The following is a 21,351-nucleotide window of genomic DNA, read 5'->3' as shown; positions in this document are numbered from 1 at the left end:
CGCCATCGGCAGCGGCGCGCGTCGCAACCGTCACTCGGGCGCCACCGCGAGCGGGCGCGCCATGCCGAACACGGCCGGCCGCAGCCGCCCGTAACAGAGGAACGCGACCGCGCACAGCACGATCGCCGCGAACAGCGCCGACTGCGTGCCCGCGCGTTCGATCAGCGAGCCACCCGCGACCGAGCCGACGCCATAGCCCAATGCGACGCAGCCCGGCGACAGCGCGGCCGACTTGCCGATCAGGTCGTACTGCGGAATCGTCGCGTAGATCAGCAGCGCGCCGCCGGTCCAGCAGCCGATGAACACGATCGCGCCGAGCGTGAACGTCGCGACCGACGCCGGCATCGCGAGCAGCACCGCCGCGACCGCGCAGCCGCCGAGATTCATCAGCGTCCAGCGGCGCAGGCCCGCGCCGGCGCCGAGCTTCGGCATCGCCGCGCAGATCACGAGGCTCGCGACGTTCGCGACGCCGAGCACGAGCGAGACCGACCGGCCGCTCAGGCCCGCATCGGTACCGATCTTCTCGAGGAAGGTCCACACGACGCCGACGCCGCCGTACAGCGCGAGCTGCGCGCACAGCACGAGCATCGCGCCCTTGCGGTCGATGCCGCCGACGGCGCCGGCCGGCGTCGGCGCGGCCATCGTTTCGCCGCGGCGAAACAGCGGCGTCGCGAGCACGAACATGCCGAGCACGCAGGCCACGAAGCCGAACACCCCATACGCGCCCCACGTGCCGCTCAGCAGCGGGAAGATATAGGCGAGCAGCACCATGCTCCACATCACCTGCCCCATCAGCATGATCCCGAGATTGCGCTCCGGCGCGCGCGAATACGACAGGTAGCGCAGCGCGATGCCGTTCAGCCCGCCCGACCCGACGCCCGCGACGAACTGCAACGTCGAATACGCGACGAGCCCGTGCGTCGCGAGCGTGCCGAGATTCGCGCCGGCCGCGAGCGTCACCGCGCCCGCGAGCACGAGCCGCACCGGCTGGCGGCCGAGCACGAACGCGACGAGCAGCGTGCCCGTCGATTCGCCGAGCACCTCGATGAAGCTCGACAGCCCGAGCGCCGCTTCGCCGAAGCCCCAATGGCGCTCGACCTGCCCGACGATCGCGGGCAGACCGAGAAAGACCGTCGGCCCGAGCATGCCGAGCAGCAGCATCACGACGACGAACAGCGCGCTTTCCTGCCGCGCTTCATCCTGCAGGTTCACAACGTTCATGGGGTGTCTCTCTCCGTGTCCGCCGTGCGGACCGTCTCCTCGGGGGAGCGTGTCATGGCGGCGGCCCGCGCGGGGCCGCCGTGTCGCTTACATCGGGAAGCCCATCGCCTTGAGGCCGCTGATCCACGCACGCTTCCAGCCGCCTTCGGCATCCGCGCCGTCGAACGCATGGAACGTGATCTTCGCGGCGACCCAGCGCATCGGCTCCGGCGGGATGTAGCTCGGGCTCTGGTTCGCGATGTCGAGCTTGCGCTCCGGGCTGTCGCGGTCGAACAGGATGTTCAGCCCCATGAACGCGCCGAACCGGCTCGCCGCGACGCCGAAGCCCGTATAGCCGGCGACGAACACGGCCTTGTCGCCGAGATAGCGCTTCGCGAACACCGAGCCGCGCGAGCAGTAGTCGATCGGGCCGCCCCACGCGTGCGAGAAGCGCACGTCGCTCAGTTGCGGGAACGTGCGGTAGAACGCTTCCGCGAGCCGGTAGTAGGTTTCGCGCCGGCCGTCCTGATGCGGCTCCGGGTCACCGTCGAAGTGATAGCTGACCAGGCCGCCGAAGATGATGTTGTTGTTCTTCGTCAGCCGGAAGTAGTTGAGCTGCGTGCGCGTGTCGTACACGCCCTGGCGATTCTTCCAGCCGATCCGCGCGAGTTGCGCGTCCGTCAGCGGCTCGGTCGCGAGCACGTGGTCGCGCACCTGCATCACGCGCCGGTTGATGTCGGGAATCCCGACCTTCGCGGTGCCGCTGCCGAACACGACGCGCGGCGCGCGCACGCTGCCCTTCGGCGTCTTCACGAACACCGTGCTGCCTTCGTCGGTCACGCTCGTGAGCGGCGTGTGCTCGTACAGCGTCACGCCGAGCTGCAGCGCCGCGCGCTTCAGCCCCCATGCGAGCTTCGCCGGATGCACGATGCCGCTGCGGTTGCGCGACCACAGCGCGCCCGCGAACAGCGGCGAATTCAGTTGCGCGAGTGTTTCGTCGCGGTTCAGCAGCACGACGTCGTGACCGTATTCGCGATGCAGGTCGTAGTCGCCCTTCAAGTGCACGAGGTGTCCGGGATCGACCGCGACCGTCATCTCGCCGTTCCACTCGATGTCGGCATCGATGTCGTAACGCTTCAGCGTTTCCTCGAAACCGTCGAGGTTGCGGTGTCCGAACGCTTCGAGCTGCGCGATATCGTTCGGGAACACGCGCACCGCGTTCGGCAGCCCGTGCATCACCGACGTCGAGATGATCCCGCCCGCGCGGCCCGATGCGCCGTGCGCGACCTTGCCGGCCTCGATCAGCACCACGTTCAGGTGCGGCATCTGTTCTTTCGCCTGCACGGCCGACCACAGCCCCGTGAAGCCGCCGCCGACGATCAGCAGGTCGGCCGTCACGTCGCCGACGAGGGCCGGCTCGGCGGCCGGCGCGGCCGGGTTGTCGAGCCAGTACGGGAACAGTTTCGTATTCGCGAGCGCCGCTTCGACGCCCAGCGCGACCGGCGCGCCGCGCAGCACGTGCGCGTCGACCGGCGCGGTCCGTTTTGCTTCGTTGACTTCCATTTCCATGATCCCAGCCATCACACGCGAAAAACGAAACCGCCGCCGGGTTCGCGTCACACGGACGACGACGCCGCGGCGGCGGTTTCCGACATCACGACTGCTCGAGCAGCACGTAGAACTTCTTCGCGTCCTCGATCGTCTCCCAGCGGCCCGCGAAACCGGCCGGCAGCAGATAGCCCTGGCCCGGCGTGAATTCCTTGCGATTGCCCTCGACGTCGGTCAGCGCGATCCGGCCCTCGACGAGCCACACCGCTTCGTCGGCTGCCGTTTCCGGAAACTCCACCGAGCCGGCCTTGCCCTCCCACCAGCCGACGATGTAGTTGCCGCTCTTGCCTTCGGCCGCGCGCCAGTCGCTCTCGTCCATCCCGAAGTCGAGCTTCGTGAATTCACCCACGCCTGCGCCCAGCGGCAGGATGTCCTTGATCAGTTTGGTCATCTGAATCTTTCGTCTCTCGATTGAAAAAAGCAGAGACAAAGTTACTCATTTACACTGCCCCGGTATGCCCCCCTTCGGGGGGGACAAGCCGCGTTTTCGGAGGTACGCGAGGCAGCAGGACTCCGTACGGTAATTCCCCTAATGACCTTTTCGGGCGCGGATCGCTACAATCGCGCCGCTTCAAGGGCCGGTTCCAGGGACCCGCATGCTGCTCAACGTGAACCCCTTCCACCGCGACGACGACCATTTCAACGTGTCGTTCAAGGCGCTGGGCGAGCTGATCGAGACGGTCGGCACGCCGCATTTCGTGCCGCGCCTCACGCAACTGCTGAACGACGTCGTGCCGCTCGACGTCGCGCACGTCGAACGCTCGCGCGTCGACGGCACGATGCCCACCGGCTACCGCTGCGAATGGATCGGCAGCAGCGGCATCGGGACCGAAGCCACCGAAATCTCCGACGTGATGACGCTCTACTACGAGCGCTTTCTCGACAGCGACCCGCTGTTCGCGGGGCTGCGCGGCAAGACCGGCACGATGCTCGTCGTGCGCGACATCGCGGCGATCCCGCCCGGCGAATTCCGCCAGCGGATCTACGACGACGTGCATATCGGTCACGAATGCGTGCTCGCACGCGGCACGCGCTATTCGCAGCATTCGATCGCGCTGGAGCGCGGCCGCGACCGTCCGCCGTTCACGCTCGCCGAGATGAACCGCTTCCGCAGCATCAGCGACGTGCTGTTCCCGCTGCTCGAGCTGCATGCGTCGACCACCGCCGCGCGGCGCATCGCGCACCCGACGCCCGACGTCCATCCGCTCGCGCAATTCGACGCGCGGCTCGCGGCCGGCGACGTGAAGCTGTCGAAACGCGAATACGAGACCTGCAAGCACCTGCTGTCCGGCAAGACCGTGCCCGAAGCCGCCGCGATTCTGGGCGTGCGCGTCGCGTCGGCCGAGTCGTACGTGAAGCGTGCCTTCGCGAAGCTCGGCGTGCGCACCAAGCGCGAACTCGCCGCATGGGGGTCGGCGGCAGCCGCGCTTCCCGCCGCCGGAGCGCACGACGACGACGCACCGCCGGCCATCCCGCGCTGACCCGCCCCGCCGCGTTCGGTCGCGCCGCGTCGATGCGGCGGCGCCACTTGCATCGAGCCCGGTCGATGTAAACGTTGCGACTTCAGGATCTTCGCGCGTGCGTTCTCCTCTACCATCGGCCGATCGCTTGACACCAGAAAGAGGAGACGGCCCCATGCCCCGCGAACTGAACCAACCGATGGGCGGCAACGAGATGCCGCGCTTTGGCGGCATCGCCACGATGATGCGGCTGCCGCAGGCCACGACGACCGACGGCCTCGACGCGTGCTTCGTCGGCGTGCCGCTCGATCTCGGCACGTCGAACCGCTCGGGTGCGCGCTTCGGCCCGCGCCAGATCCGCACCGAATCCGTGCTGCTGCGCCCGTACAACATGGCCACGCGCGCCGCGCCGTTCGATTCGCTGCAGGTGGCCGACATCGGCGACGTCGCGACCAACCCGTACGACCTGAAGGACTCGGTGCGCCGCATCGAGGAGGCATACGACGCGATCGTCGCGAACGGCTGCCGGCCGATCACGCTCGGCGGCGATCACACGATCGCGTGGCCGATCCTACGCGCATTGCACCGGAAGTACGGCAAGGTCGCGGTCGTGCACGTCGATGCGCACGCGGACGTGAACGACACGATGTTCGGCGAGAAGATCGCGCACGGCACGCCGTTCCGCCGCGCGGTGGAAGACGGCCTGCTGCAATGCGACAAGGTCACGCAGATCGGCCTGCGCGGCACCGGCTATCACGCGGACGATTTCGACTGGTGCCGGCAGCAGGGTTTCACCGTCGTGCAGGCGGAAGACTGCTGGAACAAGTCGCTCGCGCCGCTGATGGCGCAGGTGCGCGAACGCGTCGGCGACACGCCGGTGTACCTGAGCTTCGACATCGACGGCCTCGACCCGTCGTTCGCGCCGGGCACCGGCACGCCGGAAATCGGCGGCCTGACCGTGCAACAGGGCCTGGAGATCGTGCGAGGCATGAAGGGCCTGAACATCGTCGGCGCGGACCTCGTCGAAGTATCGCCGCCGTACGATCCGGCCGGCACCACCGCGCTCACCGGCGCGAACCTCGCGTTCGAAATGCTCTGCGTGATGCCGGGCGTCGCCTACCGCTAACCCGATCGACAGGATGACCGTCATGTCCACCGCCGAACTTTCCCGTTCCACGCACCCGTTCGTGCTGCCCGCCGCGCGCATCGCCGGCCAGCCGGTGCGCACGCATTCCGACACGATCGGCGCGCCGGTCTTCAACGCATCGACCGGCAATACGATCGGCTGGCAGGAATTCGCGACGCCCGCGCACGTCGACGCCGCGGTGCGCGCCGCGCGCGACGCGTTCGCCGGCTGGCGCGATACGCCGCCCGCCGAGCGCGGCCGCGTGCTCGCGGCGATCGCCGGGCGGGTCGACGCCGCGCGCGAGCGTCTCGCCGCGTTGCAGATGCAGGTGAGCGGCAAGCCGCCGTTCGAGGCCGACGCGGATGTCGGCGATGTCGTCGCGACGTTCGCGTACTACGCGAAGCTGTGCGAAGACCCGGCGCTGTTCGCGGCCGAACCGGTTGCGTTGCCGAGCGACGGCGTCACGGCCGAACGCTTCCACGATCCGGTCGGCGTCGCCGCGCTGGTGATGCCGTGGAATTTCCCGATGGTCACGACCGCATGGAAGCTCGCGCCCGCGCTCGCGGCCGGCTGCGCGGTCGTGCTGAAGCCGTCCGAGCTCACGTCGCCGACCGAGCATGCGCTGCTCGACATCGTCATCGAAGCGGGTGTGCCGGCCGGCGTCGTCAACGTCGTGAACGGCGACGCCGAGGTCGGCGCGGCGCTGACCGCGCATCCGCTGATCGACAAGATTTCGTTTACGGGCAGCACGGCGGCCGGCCGCAAGGTGATGCAGGCCGCGGCCATCGACATGAAGCGCGTGACGCTCGAGCTCGGCGGTAAGTCGTCGCTGATCGTGCGCGACGATGCCGATCTCGATGTCGCGGTGTCGCTCGCCGTGGCGGGCGCGTTCACCAACGCCGGCCAGATGTGCTCGGCCACCGCGCGCATCCTCGTGCACGACAGCCTCTATCGCAGCTTCATGGCCGCGTTCGAGACGGCCGTGCGCGCGCTCGTCGTCGCGCCGCCGGGCACCGGCCAGGTCGCGATGGGGCCGCTGATCTCGGCCGCGCACCGCGCGCGAGTCGCAGCGATGCTCGAACACGGCGTCGATGCGGGCGCACGCATCGCGTTCAGCGGCCGCGTCGCGGACGCCGGCGGCGCCGGCTTCTTCATGGCGCCCGTCGTGATCGCCGAACCGGCCGCGGACAACCCGCTATGGACCGACGAAGTGTTCGGCCCCGTCGCGTGCGTGAAATCGTTCCGCACCGATGACGAAGCGATCGCGCTCGCGAACGATACGCGCTACGGGCTCGTCGCGACCGTCGTCACGCGCGATGCGGCCGCCGCACAGCGGTTCCAGCGGCGCGTGCGCGCGGGGCTCGTGTGGATCAATGCGCCGCAGCTGATTTACCCGCACGTGTGCTGGGGCGGCTTCGGGCTCAGCGGGATCGGGCGCGAACTCGGCGTCGCGGGGCTGCGCAGCTATCAGGAACTGCGCCACGCGATGCGCGCGATCGACTGACCGGTGCGGCCGTTCGGGTCGTGGGCGATACCGTGTCGCGCGGCGACGGTATCGCCTTTTTTTGCGAATCCGATATATTCCGTAGAATATATCGAGACCTGCATACCCGGAGCACCATCATGACCCGCACGGCGACGGATCGCACCCCGCTGCACAGCGCTCGGGAACAGCCGTTCGCGCACAAGATCAGCGCGCTCAAGCCGCTGTCGAGCGACGCGCGGGCGCAGCAGGTCACCGATGTCGTCGATGCGTTCCGCCGCCTGCGCGGCAGCGTCGCACGTTTCATCCGGATGTTCTCGGCCGCGCACGCCGAAGCCATGCCGGACGACGCACTGTCGGCCATGAGCTTTCGAGAATTGCTGTCGATGCTCGAACACGAAGCGCGCACTGCCCGCTTCACGCGGCTCTCCGAACTCGAATGCGCGATCGGCCACGCGCGCCGCCTCGACCGCAGGCGCGACGACGTGTTTTCCGATGCGTTCAGCAACGACCCGGCCGCGATGCGCCGCGCGGTCATCGCGCTGGAACGCGTCGACGTGCTGTTCGTCGGGTTGTGCGTCGAATCCGTGATCGCGCGCCATGCGCCGGCCTCGGCATCGGCCCCCGTTTCGCCCGCTGCGCCTGCCGTCGTGCCGCAGTCGATCGACCGTTCAACGGCGCTCTGCTGACCGCTCGATCCCCGCTGCCCGGTATTTCCCCGGCATCGGCCTCGTTATATTCCGTGGTATATTTCGAGCCATCTTTCGCGCATCCGTCTCCGGCCCGATCGTGCCGGATCGAGGTCAACATGCACGCTCCGCCCTTTCGCCTGGCCCGCACGGCGGACCTCTCGTCGCCCGGCGGCCATTCGCCCGCGGCAGCCGGCACGCGGATCGATGCCTGCTGCGCGCCGTCCCGCGCGCAACAGGTCGAACTGACGCGCCGCGCGCGTCTGTCCGAACTCGACGCGAACCTGCACTGCTCGATCATCGGCACGTGCCTGACCACGCACGAACTGCGCAAGCTGGTGCCGAAATTCGCCGATGTCGACCGTCAGCGCGCGACCGATCTGGAGATCCATCACGCGGCCGTCGAACTCGCGATCGGCGGCACGGCCGGCGCCAAGGCGTTGCACAAGGCGCTCGACGAGCGTTATGCCGGAGCGATCCGCGCATTCGACGGCGCGAAGGACGCGGACGCACTCGTCGCGCGCTGGAAGGACGCGCTCGCGAGCGGCGACATTCCCCCGGCGTACTGGGCGCTGATGACGCATCCGCGCGCGACGATGGCCGTGCGCCAGGTCGCGTTCGGCGACGTGCACATGCTGTCGCATCTGGTCGGCGCGGCCAATCGCGCCGATATCCGGCGGCTGGTCGCGCTCGAACGGGAGAACGCGGAACTGCACGCGAAGCTCGAACGACAGCAGGCACGCCTGCACGAAATGAGCACGCAGCGCGACGTGGCGCTGCAGGAGCGGGATGCGCTCCACGCACACCGGCACGCGCCACCGCTTGCGGCCGAAAGCGTGCTGCGCGACGAAGTACACGCGTTGCGCGAAGCGCTGGCGGCGCGCGACGAGCGGCTCGCGCTGCACACGAGCCGCCGCGAGGCGGCCGAGCAGCGGATCGCCGCGGAACAGGCAAGCGCCCGTGCAATGCGCGCGCGGCTCGACGACCTGATGGCGATGGTCAAGACGCTGCGCGCCGAAGCAAGCGCGCTCGAACAGGCGGTGCAGGCGTCGACGGACGACCCGGTCGAGCACGCGGCGCATTCGCCGTCGATACTGCGGGGCACGCGCGTCGTCTATGTCGGCGGACGGCCCGGCTCGAACCGCGCGATCCGGCGGATCGTCGAAACGGCGGGCGGCGAAGTGACGCTGCACGACGGCGGCATCGAGGATCGCAAGGGCTTGCTGGCCGCGGCGCTGCCAGGCGCGCGGATGGTCGTGTTTCCGGTCGACTGCATCGACCACGATTCGATGAACCTGCTCAAGCGCACCTGCGAGCGGCATCACATCGCGTACTACCCGCTGCGGACCGCCAGCGTGGCGAGCTTCGTCGAATTGATCGGGCGGCTCGATGCGCAGGAGCGCGACGTCATTATGCCGAATGCCGCCGCGAGCGATACGTCGTCACGCTTCTGCCTGCGGCACGGGTAGGCCGGCGCGCACGTCGGCGCGACGCACCCTTCAGCGCCGCACCATTTTCGTGAGCGCAGCGATCTCGTCCGCGCAAGCCGCGTACGCGCGCGCCTCGATCCCGCGATAAAGACGGATGATTTCCTCGCCGACCGGCGTCAGCACGCTGCCGCCGCCGCTCTGCCCGCCATGCTCGGACACCGTCGCCGGCGATTTCAGCGAACGGTTCAGCTCGTCCATCAGCAGCCACGCACGCCGGTACGACATGTTCAGGCTGCGCGCCGCCGCCGAAATCGAGCCGTGCTCGCGCACCGCTTCGAGCAGCGCGACCTTGCCCGGGCCGAGCGCGATCGTGTCGGCCTGCTGGATACGCATCCTGAACCGCACCTCAGGCTTGGGGTGTGCCGAAGTCTTCATGTTGTCCGCCGTTAGATCGATGCGGGCAAGCATACACGATGGCCGGCACGGCGAATGCCGGCCGCCCACCTGCCTGGTTCGGCCCTCGGGCACGCGCGCGACGATGCCCGCCAGCCGCCTAGGACAGCACGATGTTCTTGATGACCTTCCGGATGTTCTTGTAGCTGTCGACCGACTCCGCTTTCTGGTCGGTGACCAGCGTGCCGATCCGCGCCGGTTCGCAGAAGCCGATCCGGCTGTTCGTGCCGAGCTTGCTGAAATCGGCGAGGATCGCGACTTCCGCCGCGTTGCTGACCATCGCGCGCGCCACTTCGGTTTCCATCCGGTCGTAGTTCGTCGCGCCGCGCACGTGGTCGACGCCGACCGGCGACAGCAATGCGAGATCGGCACGATAGCGGAAGATTTCGGCGACCGTGCCGTCGCCGACCGTCGCCGCCGCGCGGCTGCCGATCATCCCGCCGAGCAGGATCGTTTCGTTCTTCGCCTGCGCCGGGTCGCCCGAGCGCATCTTCAGCGCGACGTCGATCGAATTCGTGACGATCGTGAGGCCCGACAGCTTCGCCAGTTCCTCGGCCAGCAGCGTCGTGGTCGTGCCCGCGTCGATGAACAGCGTCTGCGAGCCCGACACCAGCCGGGCGGCCGCGCGGGCGATCGCCAGCTTCGCCTTCACATGCGTCTGCGCACGCTCGGCGATCGGCGCTTCGTCGCCGACCTGCACCGCGCCGCCGTGCACGCGCTTCAGTTCACCGAGCGCCTCGAGGTCGACCAGATCGCGGCGCACGGTTTCGCGCGACACGTTCAGCTCGGCCATGATCCGGTCGGTGGAAACGCGCTGCATCTTCGATAACAGAAGCCGAATCCTCTGGTATCGCTCTTCTTGCCACATGAAATGTCCTCGGAAATGTTCGTCAATATTATTCGAATGACCGTCTACCCAGCGCTTTCCTCCAACTTTTTGATGCCGGCGAGGGTCTGCAGGGATTGACGCGCCACCTGGAACTCGCTGCTCGTCATCTTCGAAAACACCACATGGATGCGATCGTCGTCGGGCGTCGCGTCGTCCTGCTCGATGATGAACCGGACGATCCGTGCCTGGTCGATGCCGGGCATCGCCTGCAGCGACGTGAGCTTCACCGCGCCGCGGCTCGCGAGAATGCGCACGCCCCAGCGCTGCCGCGTCGCGAAGAAGCGCTTCTCGATCGGCTTCAGCCCGGCCAGGATCGCCAGCACGATCGCGGTCGCGGCGATCGCGGCCACGTACATCCCGCCGCCCACGGCGAGCCCGACCGCCGCGACGACCCACAGGCTCGCGGCGGTCGTCAGCCCGCGGATGATCTCGCCGCGCAGCATGATCGACCCCGCGCCCAGAAAGCCGATGCCCGACACGACCTGCGCGGCGACGCGCGACGGATCCAGCGACACGTTCTTCGCGTTCTGGATATCGGCGAAACCGAACGCCGACACGACCATCACGAGCGCGGCCCCCACGGCCACCAGCATGTGCGTGCGCAACCCGGCCGCCCACGACAGCCGTTCGCGCTCGATGCCGACGAGGCTGCCGAGCAAGGCCGCCAGCAACAGGCGGGCAATGATTTCCAGCTGACTGATCATGCGAAGTCTCCTTGTCCTGCGGTTCCACTCGATGACGCGCAACCCGTACGGGCCGCCCCGACTTTCCCTGCCCTCGTCCCGCCCACGTCGCACGGGCCACCCGACGATTTGTATTTTTGTGCGATCTTGCGATTTTGTGCGTTCTAATATACGGTACGCAAAACGACAAAGCCAGACCCAAGTTTGTTTGTTTCATCCGATCCACACGATCAATCGTCAGACCAATCAGGTAACACGATCCGGAACACTGCTTAGGAGACCGACATGATGAAGAAGGCATGGATGCTGGCTGCAACGTTGCTGACGGCGCTGGCAACGGCCCCCGCTCACGCTTCGGAAGGCGACGTGTGCAGGAAGGTGACGCTCGGCGACGTCGGCTGGAGCGACATCGCGGCCACCACCGGCGTCGCGATGATGCTGCTGGACGGGCTCGGCTACGAGGCCACCAAGACGATCGCGTCGCCGCCGATCGTGCTGGCCGGCGTGAAGAAGGCGCAGATCGATGCCTTCCTCGGCTACTGGGATCCGAGCATGACGCCGACGGTGAAACCGTTCGTCGACGCCGGCGCCGTTCACCTGCTGCCGCAGCCGAACCTGGTCGGCGCGCGCTACACGCTGGCCGTGCCGCAATACGCGTCGGACAAGGGCCTCAAGCGCTTTGCCGACATCGCCCGGTTTCGCGACCAGCTCGACGGCAAGATCTACGGGATCGGCGCCGGCAACAACGGCAACGCGCTGATCCAGCGAATGATCGACAAGAACGAGTTCGGGCTGGGCGGCTTCAAGCTGGTCGAATCGAGCGAAGCCGGGATGCTCGTGCAGGTGACGCGCGCGGTGCAGGAGCACCGGATGATCGTGTTCCTCGCGTGGGAGCCGCATCCGATGAACCTCCAATACAAGATCGCGTATCTCGACGGCGGCGACACCGTGTTCGGCCCGAACTACGGCTCCGCGAAGGTCTATACGCTGGTCTCGCCCGGCTATCTCGAACGCTGCCCGAACGTCGGCCGGCTGCTGACCAACCTGACATTCACGACCGACGAGGAGAACCAGCTGATGGCGCCGATCATGAATCACGCCGACCCGATCGCGGTCGCGAAGGAATGGGCGAAGAAGAACCCCGGCGTGCTGTCGAAGTGGCTCGACGGCGTCACGACCATCGACGGGAAGAACGCGAAGGACGCGATCGACAAACTCATCGGCGCGTGACGACGCGATACAAGGAACCACTCATGCACAAGAATCTCGCGCTGTTCGACCTCGATCACACGCTGCTGCCGCTCGACAGCGACCAGGCCTGGAGCCGCTTCATCACGCGGGTCGGGCAGGAGGACGACGCGCACACGGCGCTGATCGACGAGTACTACGGCCACTATGCGGCCGGCACGCTCGACATGGACGCGTATCTCGCCGTGACGCTCGCGCCGCTTGCGCGCTACCCGCGCGAGCAGCTCGAACGCTGGCATGCACAGTTCATGGACGAAGTGATCCGGCCGGCCATCACGCCGCAGGCGCGCGCGCTGGTCGACCGGCATCGCGAGAACGGCGACCTCTGCTGTATCGTGACGGCCACCAACGTCTTCGTCACGCGACCGATCGCGGCCGAGTTCGGGATCGAGCATCTGCTCGGCATCGAGCTCGACACCGACGACGGCACGCCGGCCGGGCGGTTCACCGGGCGCAGCATCGGCGTGCCGAGTTTCCGCGAAGGCAAGATCGTGCGCACGGCCGCGTGGCTGGCCTCGCTCGGCTACGCGGCTTCCGATTTCGAACGGACCTACTTCTACAGCGATTCGATCAACGACGTGCCGCTGCTCGACTACGTCACGCATCCGGTCGCGACCAATCCCGACGCGAAGCTTTCCGGGGTGGCCGGCACGCGCGGCTGGCCTGTCATGAAGTTGTTCTGATTCGGGCGATATGCTCTGCTGTCCATTTTCATGTCTGGAGGGGAAATGAAATACGGAATACGCATCATTCATTCCAATCATTCAGGAATCCGACTCGATCAGGGTCATCCACGAACCGTCCCGCCTCGCCCTGCGGCAAGCCGTATTCCGCACTGGCGCGGCGTTTTCATGATCGCGCTCCTGTGCACGCTGGCCGGTTGCGGCGACGGCGACTCGAGCCCGGCCGGCAACATCGCCGCCGCGCGGGCATCGGCGCCGGCATCGACGTCCGCGCCGGTCGTGCATTGCGCGACCGTGTGCCACTGACCGACGCACGCCCCATCCGTCACCCACGACAGAGAGCGATCATGCAAAACACACCCACGACACGACGTCGGTTCCTTGCCGACGCGCTGAAACTCGCTGGCGCCACCGCGGTGACCGGCATGCTGCCCGAAAGCATCCTGCGCGCGCAGTCGATTCCGGCGGCGAGCGTCACCGGCACCCTGCAGGACGTCAAGCACGTCGTCATCCTGATGCAGGAAAACCGGTCGTTCGACCACTATCTCGGCACGCTGCGCGGCGCACGCGGCTTCGGCGATCCGCGGCCGGTCGTGATTTCCAGCGGCTACCCGGTGTGGCGCCAGCCGGCGCCGTTGTCCTACGTGTTTCCGTTCAACCCGTCGCCGCCCGTTTCCGGCGTCGCGAACGGCGACACGTACTATGGCGATCTCGATCACAGCTGGAATGGCACGCACAGCGCATGGAACAACGGCCGCTACGACAACTGGGTCGGCGCCAAAACCAGCGGCACGATGTACTACTTCACGCAGAACGACATCCCGTTCTATCACGCGCTGGCGAGCGCCTTCACCGTGTGCGACGCGTACCACTGCTCGATGCTCGGCCCGACGGACCCGAACCGCCTGTATCTGTGGACCGGCTGCTGCGGCAACGTCGCCGGCTATTCGCCCTACACGAACAACACGATGACCGGCACCGGCTGGACCACGATGCCGGAACGCCTGAACACGGCCGGCGTCACGTGGAAGTTCTACCAGGACAAGGGCAACGGGCTCGATGCCGGTCACGGCTACGGCGAATACAACGGCTCGAAGCGCGATCTCTGGTGGAACGGCAACTACGGCGACAACGTCATCCTGAACTTCCGGCAGTACCAGAACCTCGGCGCCAACGATCCGCTCGCGCCGGCGCTCAACGGCACGCAGATCGATCCGACCGGCGGCGGCAAGGAATACGACACGAATCTCTTCAGCCAGCTGCGGGCCGACGTCGCGAACGGCACGCTGCCGCAGGTGTCGTGGATCGCCGCGCCTTACGCCTATTGCGAGCATCCGTCGTGGGCCGCGAGCGGCGGCGAATGGTACGTGAGCAACGTGCTCGATGCGCTGACGTCGAATCCGGCCGTGTGGGCCAGCACCGTGCTGCTCGTGATGTACGACGAGAACGACGGCCTGTTCGATCACGTGCCGCCGGCCGTTCCGGCGAGCGCCGCCGCCGGCACCGGCCGCTCGACGGTCTCGACCGCCGCTGAATTCGTCGCGAGCGGCGGCGCCGCATCGGACGGCTCGGCGAGCGGCGACACGCCGATCGGGCTCGGCCCGCGCGTGCCGATGTTCGTGATCTCGCCGTGGTCGAAAGGCGGCAAGGTCAACTCTCAGGTGTTCGACCATACGTCGGTGATCCGCTTCCTCGAAGCGCGCTTCGGGCTGCAGGAAACCAACATCACACCGTGGCGGCGTGCCGTGTGCGGCGATCTCACTTCGGCATTCGATTTCGCGAATCCGGACCAGACGATTCCCGCGATCCCGGCCGCGACCAGCAACATGGACCCGAACGGCTCGACGGTCCTGATTCCCCCTGCCACCACCACCGCGGTGCCGGCACAAACGGCCGGCCGCACTCCCGCGTGCCGGCTGCCGTACGAGTTCTTCGTCCAGGGCAAGGTCAACCGCGCGGGCAAGACGCTCGGGCTGACGATGACGAATACCGGCGCGGCCACCGTGCATCTGCAGGCGTGGGTCGACGGCACGAGCACGATACCGCGACACTACACGATCGGCGCCGGCACGGGCACGTGCGTCACGGACGCACTCGCGCTGAATTCGGGCGGCGGCTACGACTACTCGATCTACGGCCCGAACGGCTTCCTGCAGACGTTGCGCGGCAACATCGGCGCAGCAGGGAGCGCGGGTTCGACGGCCGAAGTCAGCCTCTGCTACGACGTGCAGAACGGCAACGTGCTAATCACGCTGGACAATGCCGCCGGCGCCAGCGCGACGACGTTCCAGCTCGTCGACAACGCGTACGGAATGAACAGCGCGCAGTCGGTCAGCGTGCCGGCCGGCGCGACGCGGACCGTCACGTGGTACGGCGACGCCGGCTGGTACGACGCGAGCATCCGCGATGCGAACGACCCTGGCTTCCTGCGCCGCATCGCCGGCTGCGTCCAGGCGCAATCGGGCACGTTGCTGACGGATTCGGCGATCGGCAATACGAACGGCAAGTTCGTCGCGGCACTGTCGTCGCAGGGCGCGTCGTATGGCACGCTGCGATTCGACTACGTCGTGCCGCCGTGGCGCCACAGCCCGAAGAACTGGGTCGGCATCTATCCGCGCGGCGCGCAGCCGACCAAGGGCGGCTACAAGTCGTGGGCGTACCTGCCCAAGAGCACCGGCTCGCTGCTGTTCTCGTCGACTGCGAACAGCGCGCTCGCATCGGGCCAATACGATGCGTGGTTCCTGTTCGACGACGGCTACACGCCGCTCGCCGGCCCCGTCGCGATCACTATCTGACGTCGCCCGTCCCGGCGGCGCGCAAACACGATGCGCGCCGCCGGGCGGGTTGCCCGGGCTACGCGTCGATCAGAACTTGTGACGCAGGCCGATCCGCGTGACGAACTGCGTGTTCGCGCCCGCGCTGCCGACGAACGACGGCGACGAGCCGATTTCAGCCTGTACCGGCACGACCCGGCCGTTGATCGTGTTGCTGCCCGACGCCTTCTGGTACGCCGCGCTCACGTACACGTCGGTACGCTTCGACAGCGCGTAGTCGACCGCGGCGTTGACCTGGTGCCACATGCCGTCGTAGCGGCCGTCGAGCTTCGAGAACGTATAGCCGAGACCGCCGCTCAACGCCGGCGAGAACGCATAGCGGCCGCCGATTTCGTAGTGGTTCAGCTTCGACGATTCGCCCGACAGCGGCGTGAACTTCGTATGCGTCCAGTTCGCCCACACGAGGCCCGCCGCGATCGCATAACGCGCGCCGACGCCGACCGTCTCGAGGTCGCGCAACCCGAACGTGTTGATGTTCGCGATGCTCACGCCGAACGCCGGCGTCGCGCCGTTCGGGAAGCGGATGTTCGTGTACGCGGCGCCGATGCCGAACGGCCCTTGCGCGTAGTTCGCACCGAAGCTGTACGCGCTCGACGCACCCTGCGCGCCGTTCGTGCCGGTCGTGGTGGGCGTGCCCGCGAACTGCGTCGAGTTCGAGAACCCGTACATCGCGCCGAACGTGACGCCCGCGAAGTTCGCGCTCTGGAACTTCACCGCGTTGTTGATGCGGCTCGACGTCAGCTGGTCGAGATCGTTGATGTGATACGCGTAGTTGCCGGCCGGCGTCTGGCTGCCCATCGTGTAGTTCGCGCCGATATAGTCGGTCGAGAACGAGTATTGACGGCCGAACGTCAGCGAACCGATGCCGTTCTTCGACAGCCCGACGAACGCCTGCCGGCCGAACAGCGCCCCGCCCTGGCCGATCGAGCCGTCGCCGCTGCTGAAGCCGTTTTCCAGCACGAACAGCGCCTTCAGCCCGCCGCCGAGATCCTCGCTCCCGCGGATGCCCCAGCGGCTGCCCGACGCGACGCCATCGCCGTACTTGACGAGCTTGCCGTGCCCGCCCGTCGTCGCGACCTTGTTCGAATACGTGATGCCCGCATCGATCAACCCGTAGAGCGTGACGCTGCTTTGCGCGTGCGCGGCCGTGCCGAACATCCCGAGTGCGGCCGCGGCCACGATGGTCTTCTTCATGTTGCTTCCTTTTTGTTGTGGACGCGCGCGCCTGCGTCGCGGCAGGACGCGCGGCGTGTTGACGAGAAACCGTACGACGGACGAACGCCAGCCCGCACCGGCAGACGCGGGCGTGCCTCATGCGCGTGCACGATGTTCCGTTTCGATGCCGGTGTGGGCTTGCGGAAGCGGCATGCCGCAGGGCGGCCGCTCGTGTTGCGGCGTCGGCACGCGTGCGCATCGGTGGCGCATGCGTGCCGGCGCATTGCTCCGGCGATGCAGGTCAGACGCGCTTCCGGCTGTCGTGGAGCAGATGGACGGCGTGACGCCTGACGGCATCACGACCTTCGATATATTTTTCGGAATATAACGAGTTGTCACCGAACGGTAAACAATTATTCGGGTTCCTGTCGTCATTCATCCACAGGCAAGCGGCGACGAGCCCGGCGCGAAGCCGCGATGCACGTCAGGCGTCATCGCATCGCGACGCAGCTGGCCGGCGCCGAATTCCCGCATAATCAGGCGGTCGAACGAGCGCCGCGGCCCGCGCGCGAATGCCGCAAACGTATGCGGTGTCGCCCGATCCGTCGGCCGCATGCATTCGACCGTCGCGCACGCAGCCGGTCTGTGCCGGCTCCACGCGCGACGAATTGTGCAGGTGCAAAAAACCACGCAACGACGAGAATGCGATTCGCCGCCCGTCATGGTGACGACGATCGCATCACGGACTACACCACGCCATCCCGCGAAGACAGGACACCGACATATGGACCGAGCCGAACACATCAGCATCGAACCGGCGCTCGCGCTTGCCGCCGACGAACTGGACGGATGCGATTTCTCGTTCGACATCGCGTGGGAATTGAACGCGCCGTATCAGGACTTGCTCGATCTTCGCGCGCTGCCGGTGCGACGCAAGGACTACGGCTTCGATCCGGCCGGCTGGGCGAGCGGCGCGTCGGGCCGCACGGCGCTGTTTCGCGCGACGGCCGGCGAACGGCTCGCCGGCTTCGTCGCGATCGAGGAAAGCTGGAACGGCATGGCCGAGATCGCGGAGCTGGCCGTCGACCGCCAGTACCGGCGCCAGGGAATCGGGCAGTTCCTGCTGGCAGCCGCCGAAGCGTGGGCGCGCGGCCACGGGTTCGCCTTCATGCGGCTCGAAACGCAGGCGAACAACGTCGCGGCCTGCTCGACCTATGCACGCGCGGGCTTCGCGCTCGGCGGCCACGACCGCTTCCTGTACGCCGATGGCGAGAACGCCGGGGAAGTCGCGTTGTTCTGGTACAAGGACCTGCGCGACGGGCAGACCGCGCGAAGCCGCACGGTCGACCCGGCATCGGTGCCGGCGGTGCGCTGAGGCACGGCCGGCCGTCGCGTCGATACCGCGCTACTTCCGCGTCGCCACGATGAACAGGCGCGGAAACGGCAACAGCACCGTGCCGTCGTCCTGCGCCGGATAGCCGTCCGGCCCGGCCAGCGCATCGCGATAGCGTGCGACGAACGCGCGCTGTTCGGGCGCGTCGAGCGCCGCGAGGAACGGCCGCAGCGCGCTGCCCTTGAACCATTCGACGACCGCATCCGCGCCGCCGCGCAGCGGGTGGTAATAGGTCGTGCGCCATACGTCCACGCGCGAACACAGCGGCGCGAGCAGCGCATGATAGTAGCGTGCGTCGAACCGCTCGGTGCGCGCCGCCCCTTTCAGCTTGTCGGCCCACGGCCCGTCCGCGGCGACTTCGCGCATCAGCCGGTGCGCCGGTTCATCGAGGTTGTCGGGCATCTGCACCGCGAGATGGCCGCCCGGCGCGAGGCGGCCGACGAGCATCGGGAACAGCGTGTCGTGCGCCGGCACCCATTGCAGCACCGCATTCGACAGGATCAGGTCATAGCCGCCCGGATCGTCCCAGGCGGCGACATCGGCAAGGTCGAAACGCAGTGCCGGCAGGCGCTTGCGCGCAGCCGCGATCATGTCCGCCGACGCGTCGATCCCGTGGATCGTCGCGTCCGGTGCGCGCGCGATCAGCGCTTCCGTCGAATTGCCCGGCCCGCAGCCGATATCGATCGCGGTATGGATCGGCGTCTTCGGCACGGCGGCCAGCAGGTCGCGCACCGGCCGCGTCCGTTCGTCCTCGAACTGCACGTACTGGGTCGCGTATTGATCGAGCGGGGTCGTCACGATGGATCTCCTGGTCGGCATGAGCGGCCGCGTTGCATCGCGCACGGCGATGCAACGGGCCATCGATTCAGCGCATTCTGCGACTGCCGCCGACCTTCAGTAAAATGAATTTAATATCGTGATTGATTCAAAATTCTGATGAAGATCGATACGCTCGGTGTCCAGGCTTTCGTCGCGATCGCCGACGGCGGCAGCTTCAGGCAGGCAGCCGATACGCTGCACGTCACGCAAACGGCGATCACGCAGCGGCTGCGCAAGCTCGAATCGTATCTCGGCGTCGCACTGGTCGAGCGCACGACGCGCCGCACCACGCTGACCGAGATCGGCCGGCGTTTCCTGCCGCAGGCCCGCCGGCTGCTGAACGAGCTGTCCGACGCGTTGACCGAAATCCGCGAGACCGGCCTGAGCCAGCGCGGCGACGTCACGATCGCATGCGTGCCGACGGTCGGCGTGCAGTACCTGCCGCGCATCCTGCGCGCGTTCTCCGGGCATCGGCCGCACGATCGCGTGAAGATTCTCGATCATGCGTCGGCGTCGGTGCTGCAGGCCGTGCTGCGGCGCGAAGCGGAATTCGGCATCAGCATCGCCGGCGACCAGCACCCGGAACTCGTCAGCGTGCCGCTCACACATGATCCTTATGTGCTCGTGTGCCGCGACGATCACCCGCTCGCGAAGCGGCGGCGCATCCGCTGGGCGGCGCTGCAGCCGCATCCACTGATCTTCGCCGGCGAAGTGAGCGGCAATCGCGGGCTGCTCGAAGGCGCGCTGAAGACGAGCGGCGTGTCGCTGCATTCGTTCTACGAGGTGCAGCGCAGCTCGACGGCGCTCGGGCTCGTCGCGGAAGGGCTCGGCGCGGCCGTCGTGCCGAAGCTCGCGATCCAGAAGAACGCGTATCCGATGATCCGTACGATCGAGCTCGTCGAACCGTCGGTGTCGCGCACGCTCGTGCTCGTCACCCGCCGGAGCGCGCAACTGTCGCCCGCGGCGCGGGCGCTGTACGACATGATCGTCGAGCGGGCAGCGCCCGGGCGGTGATCCGCGAGCGGTGCGGTACGACCCGCGTGTCACGGGATGTCAGGCAACGACCGGTTGCCGCTCAAAGCACCTTGACCATAAACACGCGCGCCGCGCCTGCCGGCTCGCACGGCACTTCGCCGAACGTCTCGTAACCGTGCTTCCGGTAGAAGTCGGGCGCCTGGAACGAGATCGTGTACAGCACCGCACGCGCGCAACCGCGCCGCTTCGCCTCCGCTTCGGCCTCGCGCAACAGCCGGCTGCCGAAGCCGCCGCCGCGCAGCGATTCGGGCAAATAGAACAGGTCGATGAAGAACAGGCCGAGCGACGTCCGGCCGGTGAGACCGCCCAATACCTCGCCGGTCGCGGAATCGGTTACGTAGACGTCGAGCGCGGCTGCATCGGCGCGCCCCGTCATCGCATGGTTGAATTCGCCGAGCTTGCGGCTGATGAAGTCTCGGGCGGCCGGTTGCCCGGTGTCGGTCAGTTGAAGGATAACGTCGGGATGCGGTGTCATCGGAGGCGAACACGTGCGTGAATGGATCGCCGGGTGTGCGGCAGCCGCGGCGGACGTCGCACGACTATAGCGCGTCGTCACGCGTTCACGCCATCGCGTACGCCGCCGTCGGGCCGCGACGATCACGCCCGCCACGCCGGTATCGCGTCCGCGATGAAGCACGTCACTTCGCGTTCAGCTCCTTCCAGCGCCGGTACACGTCGATCGCGCCGTCATGCTTTCGCTGCACCATCGGCAGCCGGCGTTCCTCGATCGGTTTCGCATATTCGGCATAGAACGTATCGAGCTCGAAATACTTGCGGTCATCCCGATAGAACGGCGCGTAATCCTCGCGCGTCGTGATGTAGATCACGCGTTTCGGGCTGCAGTAGTACAGCGAGCCGAGGCACATCGGACACGGGCTCGCGAGGATGTAGATCTCGCAGTCGGTCAGGTGCTCGGTGCCGAGCGTGCGGCACGCGTCGCGCACCGCGAGGATCTCCGCGTGCGCGGTCGGGTCGCTGGTCTGCGCGACGAGGTTCGGGCTCTCCGCGACGATCTCGCCGTCGCGGACGATCACCGTCGCGAACGGGCGGCCGCCCTCTTCCACGTTCTTCATCGCGAGATCGATCGTGCGTTTCACAAAATCCATGGTTGCGTCCTCGTTGAAACGGCATGGCGGGAACGTGCGCCGGCCGGCGCACGTCGG

Annotated in this window: 21 protein-coding genes; 11 read left to right on the top strand and 10 right to left on the bottom strand. The window is 67.5% G+C overall.

The window, feature by feature from the left end; translation table 11 throughout:
• Window positions 1-30 precede the first annotated feature (30 nt).
• From H0X91_RS27520 to H0X91_RS27510, 3 genes are all read right to left on the bottom strand, one after another.
• Window positions 31-1,221, bottom strand: a complete 1,191-nt coding sequence (locus H0X91_RS27520; RefSeq protein ID WP_059722277.1) for an MFS transporter — start codon at window positions 1,219-1,221, stop codon at window positions 31-33.
• A gap of 87 nt (window positions 1,222-1,308) precedes the next feature.
• The gene (locus tag H0X91_RS27515; protein WP_062910102.1) at window positions 1,309-2,769 is read right to left on the bottom strand and encodes an NAD(P)/FAD-dependent oxidoreductase; all 1,461 of its coding nucleotides are present in this window, start codon (window positions 2,767-2,769) and stop codon (window positions 1,309-1,311) included.
• Window positions 2,770-2,854: 85 nt separating this feature from the next.
• A complete protein-coding gene (locus H0X91_RS27510) occupies window positions 2,855-3,199 on the bottom strand; it encodes a cupin domain-containing protein (protein ID WP_006484551.1) in 345 nt (114 codons plus the stop codon).
• A 205-nt stretch (window positions 3,200-3,404) separates the two neighbouring features.
• Between H0X91_RS27510 and H0X91_RS27505 the strand changes: the two genes are divergently transcribed.
• The 5 genes from H0X91_RS27505 to H0X91_RS27485 all read left to right on the top strand — a co-directional run bounded on the left by H0X91_RS27505 (window position 3,405) and on the right by H0X91_RS27485 (window position 9,035).
• Complete coding sequence (locus H0X91_RS27505) at window positions 3,405-4,289, top strand: helix-turn-helix transcriptional regulator (protein ID WP_034202856.1); 885 nt, start codon at window positions 3,405-3,407, stop codon at window positions 4,287-4,289.
• A 154-nt stretch (window positions 4,290-4,443) separates the two neighbouring features.
• Window positions 4,444-5,394 carry an agmatinase gene (speB, locus tag H0X91_RS27500; RefSeq protein WP_006495824.1) on the top strand — a complete coding sequence of 317 codons (951 nt, stop codon included), beginning with the start codon at window positions 4,444-4,446 and terminating at the stop codon, window positions 5,392-5,394.
• A 22-nt stretch (window positions 5,395-5,416) separates the two neighbouring features.
• A complete protein-coding gene (locus H0X91_RS27495) occupies window positions 5,417-6,898 on the top strand; it encodes an aldehyde dehydrogenase family protein (RefSeq protein ID WP_062911380.1) in 1,482 nt (493 codons plus the stop codon).
• A 119-nt stretch (window positions 6,899-7,017) separates the two neighbouring features.
• A complete protein-coding gene (locus H0X91_RS27490; RefSeq protein ID WP_196433526.1) occupies window positions 7,018-7,566 on the top strand; it encodes a hypothetical protein in 549 nt (182 codons plus the stop codon).
• Window positions 7,567-7,685: 119 nt separating this feature from the next.
• Window positions 7,686-9,035, top strand: a complete 1,350-nt coding sequence (locus tag H0X91_RS27485) for a DUF2325 domain-containing protein (RefSeq protein WP_062910104.1) — start codon at window positions 7,686-7,688, stop codon at window positions 9,033-9,035.
• Window positions 9,036-9,065: 30 nt separating this feature from the next.
• Here the strand turns inward: H0X91_RS27485 and H0X91_RS27480 are convergent, their stop codons facing one another.
• The 3 genes from H0X91_RS27480 to H0X91_RS27470 form a co-directional block, all read right to left on the bottom strand.
• The gene (locus tag H0X91_RS27480; RefSeq protein ID WP_006495828.1) at window positions 9,066-9,389 is read right to left on the bottom strand and encodes a winged helix-turn-helix domain-containing protein; all 324 of its coding nucleotides are present in this window, start codon (window positions 9,387-9,389) and stop codon (window positions 9,066-9,068) included.
• A gap of 160 nt (window positions 9,390-9,549) precedes the next feature.
• A complete protein-coding gene (locus tag H0X91_RS27475) occupies window positions 9,550-10,317 on the bottom strand; it encodes a DeoR/GlpR family DNA-binding transcription regulator (protein WP_006482225.1) in 768 nt (255 codons plus the stop codon).
• A gap of 44 nt (window positions 10,318-10,361) precedes the next feature.
• A complete protein-coding gene (locus H0X91_RS27470; RefSeq protein WP_058902668.1) occupies window positions 10,362-11,042 on the bottom strand; it encodes an MgtC/SapB family protein in 681 nt (226 codons plus the stop codon).
• A gap of 264 nt (window positions 11,043-11,306) precedes the next feature.
• Here H0X91_RS27470 and H0X91_RS27465 point away from each other — a divergent pair, with 264 nt between their 5' ends.
• The 4 genes from H0X91_RS27465 to H0X91_RS27450 all read left to right on the top strand — a co-directional run bounded on the left by H0X91_RS27465 (window position 11,307) and on the right by H0X91_RS27450 (window position 15,747).
• Window positions 11,307-12,251, top strand: coding sequence for a choline ABC transporter substrate-binding protein (locus H0X91_RS27465; protein ID WP_052106028.1), 945 nt, complete (start codon window positions 11,307-11,309; stop codon window positions 12,249-12,251).
• Between the two features lie 23 nt (window positions 12,252-12,274).
• Window positions 12,275-12,952: an HAD family hydrolase gene (locus tag H0X91_RS27460; protein WP_196433524.1), complete on the top strand. Its 678-nt coding sequence runs from the start codon at window positions 12,275-12,277 to the stop codon at window positions 12,950-12,952.
• 168 nt (window positions 12,953-13,120) lie between these two features.
• Entirely contained in the window at window positions 13,121-13,258 is a 138-nt protein-coding gene (locus H0X91_RS35045; protein WP_230391024.1) for a hypothetical protein, read from the top strand.
• A gap of 41 nt (window positions 13,259-13,299) precedes the next feature.
• Complete coding sequence (locus tag H0X91_RS27450) at window positions 13,300-15,747, top strand: phosphocholine-specific phospholipase C (protein WP_062910106.1); 2,448 nt, start codon at window positions 13,300-13,302, stop codon at window positions 15,745-15,747.
• Between the two features lie 69 nt (window positions 15,748-15,816).
• On the opposite strand, the gene H0X91_RS27445 is transcribed toward H0X91_RS27450, so the two are convergent.
• Complete coding sequence (locus H0X91_RS27445) at window positions 15,817-16,980, bottom strand: porin (RefSeq protein ID WP_062910107.1); 1,164 nt, start codon at window positions 16,978-16,980, stop codon at window positions 15,817-15,819.
• A gap of 745 nt (window positions 16,981-17,725) precedes the next feature.
• Here H0X91_RS27445 and H0X91_RS27440 point away from each other — a divergent pair.
• Window positions 17,726-18,316, top strand: a complete 591-nt coding sequence (locus H0X91_RS27440) for a GNAT family N-acetyltransferase (RefSeq protein ID WP_196433523.1) — start codon at window positions 17,726-17,728, stop codon at window positions 18,314-18,316.
• 30 nt (window positions 18,317-18,346) lie between these two features.
• Here the strand turns inward: H0X91_RS27440 and tam are convergent, their stop codons facing one another.
• Window positions 18,347-19,132 (bottom strand): trans-aconitate 2-methyltransferase, encoded by a 786-nt coding sequence (tam, locus tag H0X91_RS27435; protein WP_006495838.1) that lies wholly within the window; start codon window positions 19,130-19,132, stop codon window positions 18,347-18,349.
• Window positions 19,133-19,270: 138 nt separating this feature from the next.
• Between tam and H0X91_RS27430 the strand changes: the two genes are divergently transcribed.
• Complete coding sequence (locus H0X91_RS27430; protein ID WP_006485476.1) at window positions 19,271-20,167, top strand: LysR family transcriptional regulator; 897 nt, start codon at window positions 19,271-19,273, stop codon at window positions 20,165-20,167.
• Between the two features lie 61 nt (window positions 20,168-20,228).
• Here H0X91_RS27430 and H0X91_RS27425 read toward each other — a convergent pair whose 3' ends face one another.
• Complete coding sequence (locus H0X91_RS27425) at window positions 20,229-20,663, bottom strand: GNAT family N-acetyltransferase (protein ID WP_006485489.1); 435 nt, start codon at window positions 20,661-20,663, stop codon at window positions 20,229-20,231.
• 163 nt (window positions 20,664-20,826) lie between these two features.
• Window positions 20,827-21,294, bottom strand: coding sequence for a nucleoside deaminase (locus H0X91_RS27420; protein ID WP_006485478.1), 468 nt, complete (start codon window positions 21,292-21,294; stop codon window positions 20,827-20,829).
• Window positions 21,295-21,351: the final 57 nt, after the last annotated feature.

This window comes from Burkholderia sp. 9777_1386 (genome assembly GCF_015712265.1).
Taxonomy (GTDB): domain Bacteria; phylum Pseudomonadota; class Gammaproteobacteria; order Burkholderiales; family Burkholderiaceae; genus Burkholderia; species Burkholderia cenocepacia.
This window is presented reverse-complemented; position numbering and strand designations above follow the sequence as displayed.

Bases quoted from the DNA above. Each gene is read 5' to 3' on its own strand.
- H0X91_RS27475 (WP_006482225.1), bottom strand. From the start codon at position 10,317: ATGTGGCAAGAAGAGCGATACCAGAGGATTCGGCTTCTGTTATCGAAG.
- H0X91_RS27485 (WP_062910104.1), top strand. From the start codon at position 7,686: ATGCACGCTCCGCCCTTTCGCCTGGCCCGCACGGCGGACCTCTCGTCG.
- H0X91_RS27520 (WP_059722277.1), bottom strand. From the start codon at position 1,221: ATGAACGTTGTGAACCTGCAGGATGAAGCGCGGCAGGAAAGCGCGCTG.
- H0X91_RS27450 (WP_062910106.1), top strand. From the start codon at position 13,300: ATGCAAAACACACCCACGACACGACGTCGGTTCCTTGCCGACGCGCTG.
- H0X91_RS27515 (WP_062910102.1), bottom strand. From the start codon at position 2,769: ATGGAAATGGAAGTCAACGAAGCAAAACGGACCGCGCCGGTCGACGCG.
- H0X91_RS27495 (WP_062911380.1), top strand. From the start codon at position 5,417: ATGTCCACCGCCGAACTTTCCCGTTCCACGCACCCGTTCGTGCTGCCC.
- H0X91_RS27425 (WP_006485489.1), bottom strand. From the start codon at position 20,663: ATGACACCGCATCCCGACGTTATCCTTCAACTGACCGACACCGGGCAA.
- H0X91_RS27430 (WP_006485476.1), top strand. From the start codon at position 19,271: ATGAAGATCGATACGCTCGGTGTCCAGGCTTTCGTCGCGATCGCCGAC.
- H0X91_RS27460 (WP_196433524.1), top strand. From the start codon at position 12,275: ATGCACAAGAATCTCGCGCTGTTCGACCTCGATCACACGCTGCTGCCG.
- H0X91_RS27420 (WP_006485478.1), bottom strand. From the start codon at position 21,294: ATGGATTTTGTGAAACGCACGATCGATCTCGCGATGAAGAACGTGGAA.
- speB (WP_006495824.1), top strand. From the start codon at position 4,444: ATGCCCCGCGAACTGAACCAACCGATGGGCGGCAACGAGATGCCGCGC.
- H0X91_RS27470 (WP_058902668.1), bottom strand. From the start codon at position 11,042: ATGATCAGTCAGCTGGAAATCATTGCCCGCCTGTTGCTGGCGGCCTTG.
- H0X91_RS27510 (WP_006484551.1), bottom strand. From the start codon at position 3,199: ATGACCAAACTGATCAAGGACATCCTGCCGCTGGGCGCAGGCGTGGGT.
- H0X91_RS27480 (WP_006495828.1), bottom strand. From the start codon at position 9,389: ATGCGTATCCAGCAGGCCGACACGATCGCGCTCGGCCCGGGCAAGGTC.
- H0X91_RS27490 (WP_196433526.1), top strand. From the start codon at position 7,018: ATGACCCGCACGGCGACGGATCGCACCCCGCTGCACAGCGCTCGGGAA.
- H0X91_RS27505 (WP_034202856.1), top strand. From the start codon at position 3,405: ATGCTGCTCAACGTGAACCCCTTCCACCGCGACGACGACCATTTCAAC.
- H0X91_RS27465 (WP_052106028.1), top strand. From the start codon at position 11,307: ATGATGAAGAAGGCATGGATGCTGGCTGCAACGTTGCTGACGGCGCTG.
- H0X91_RS35045 (WP_230391024.1), top strand. From the start codon at position 13,121: ATGATCGCGCTCCTGTGCACGCTGGCCGGTTGCGGCGACGGCGACTCG.
- H0X91_RS27440 (WP_196433523.1), top strand. From the start codon at position 17,726: ATGGACCGAGCCGAACACATCAGCATCGAACCGGCGCTCGCGCTTGCC.
- H0X91_RS27445 (WP_062910107.1), bottom strand. From the start codon at position 16,980: ATGAAGAAGACCATCGTGGCCGCGGCCGCACTCGGGATGTTCGGCACG.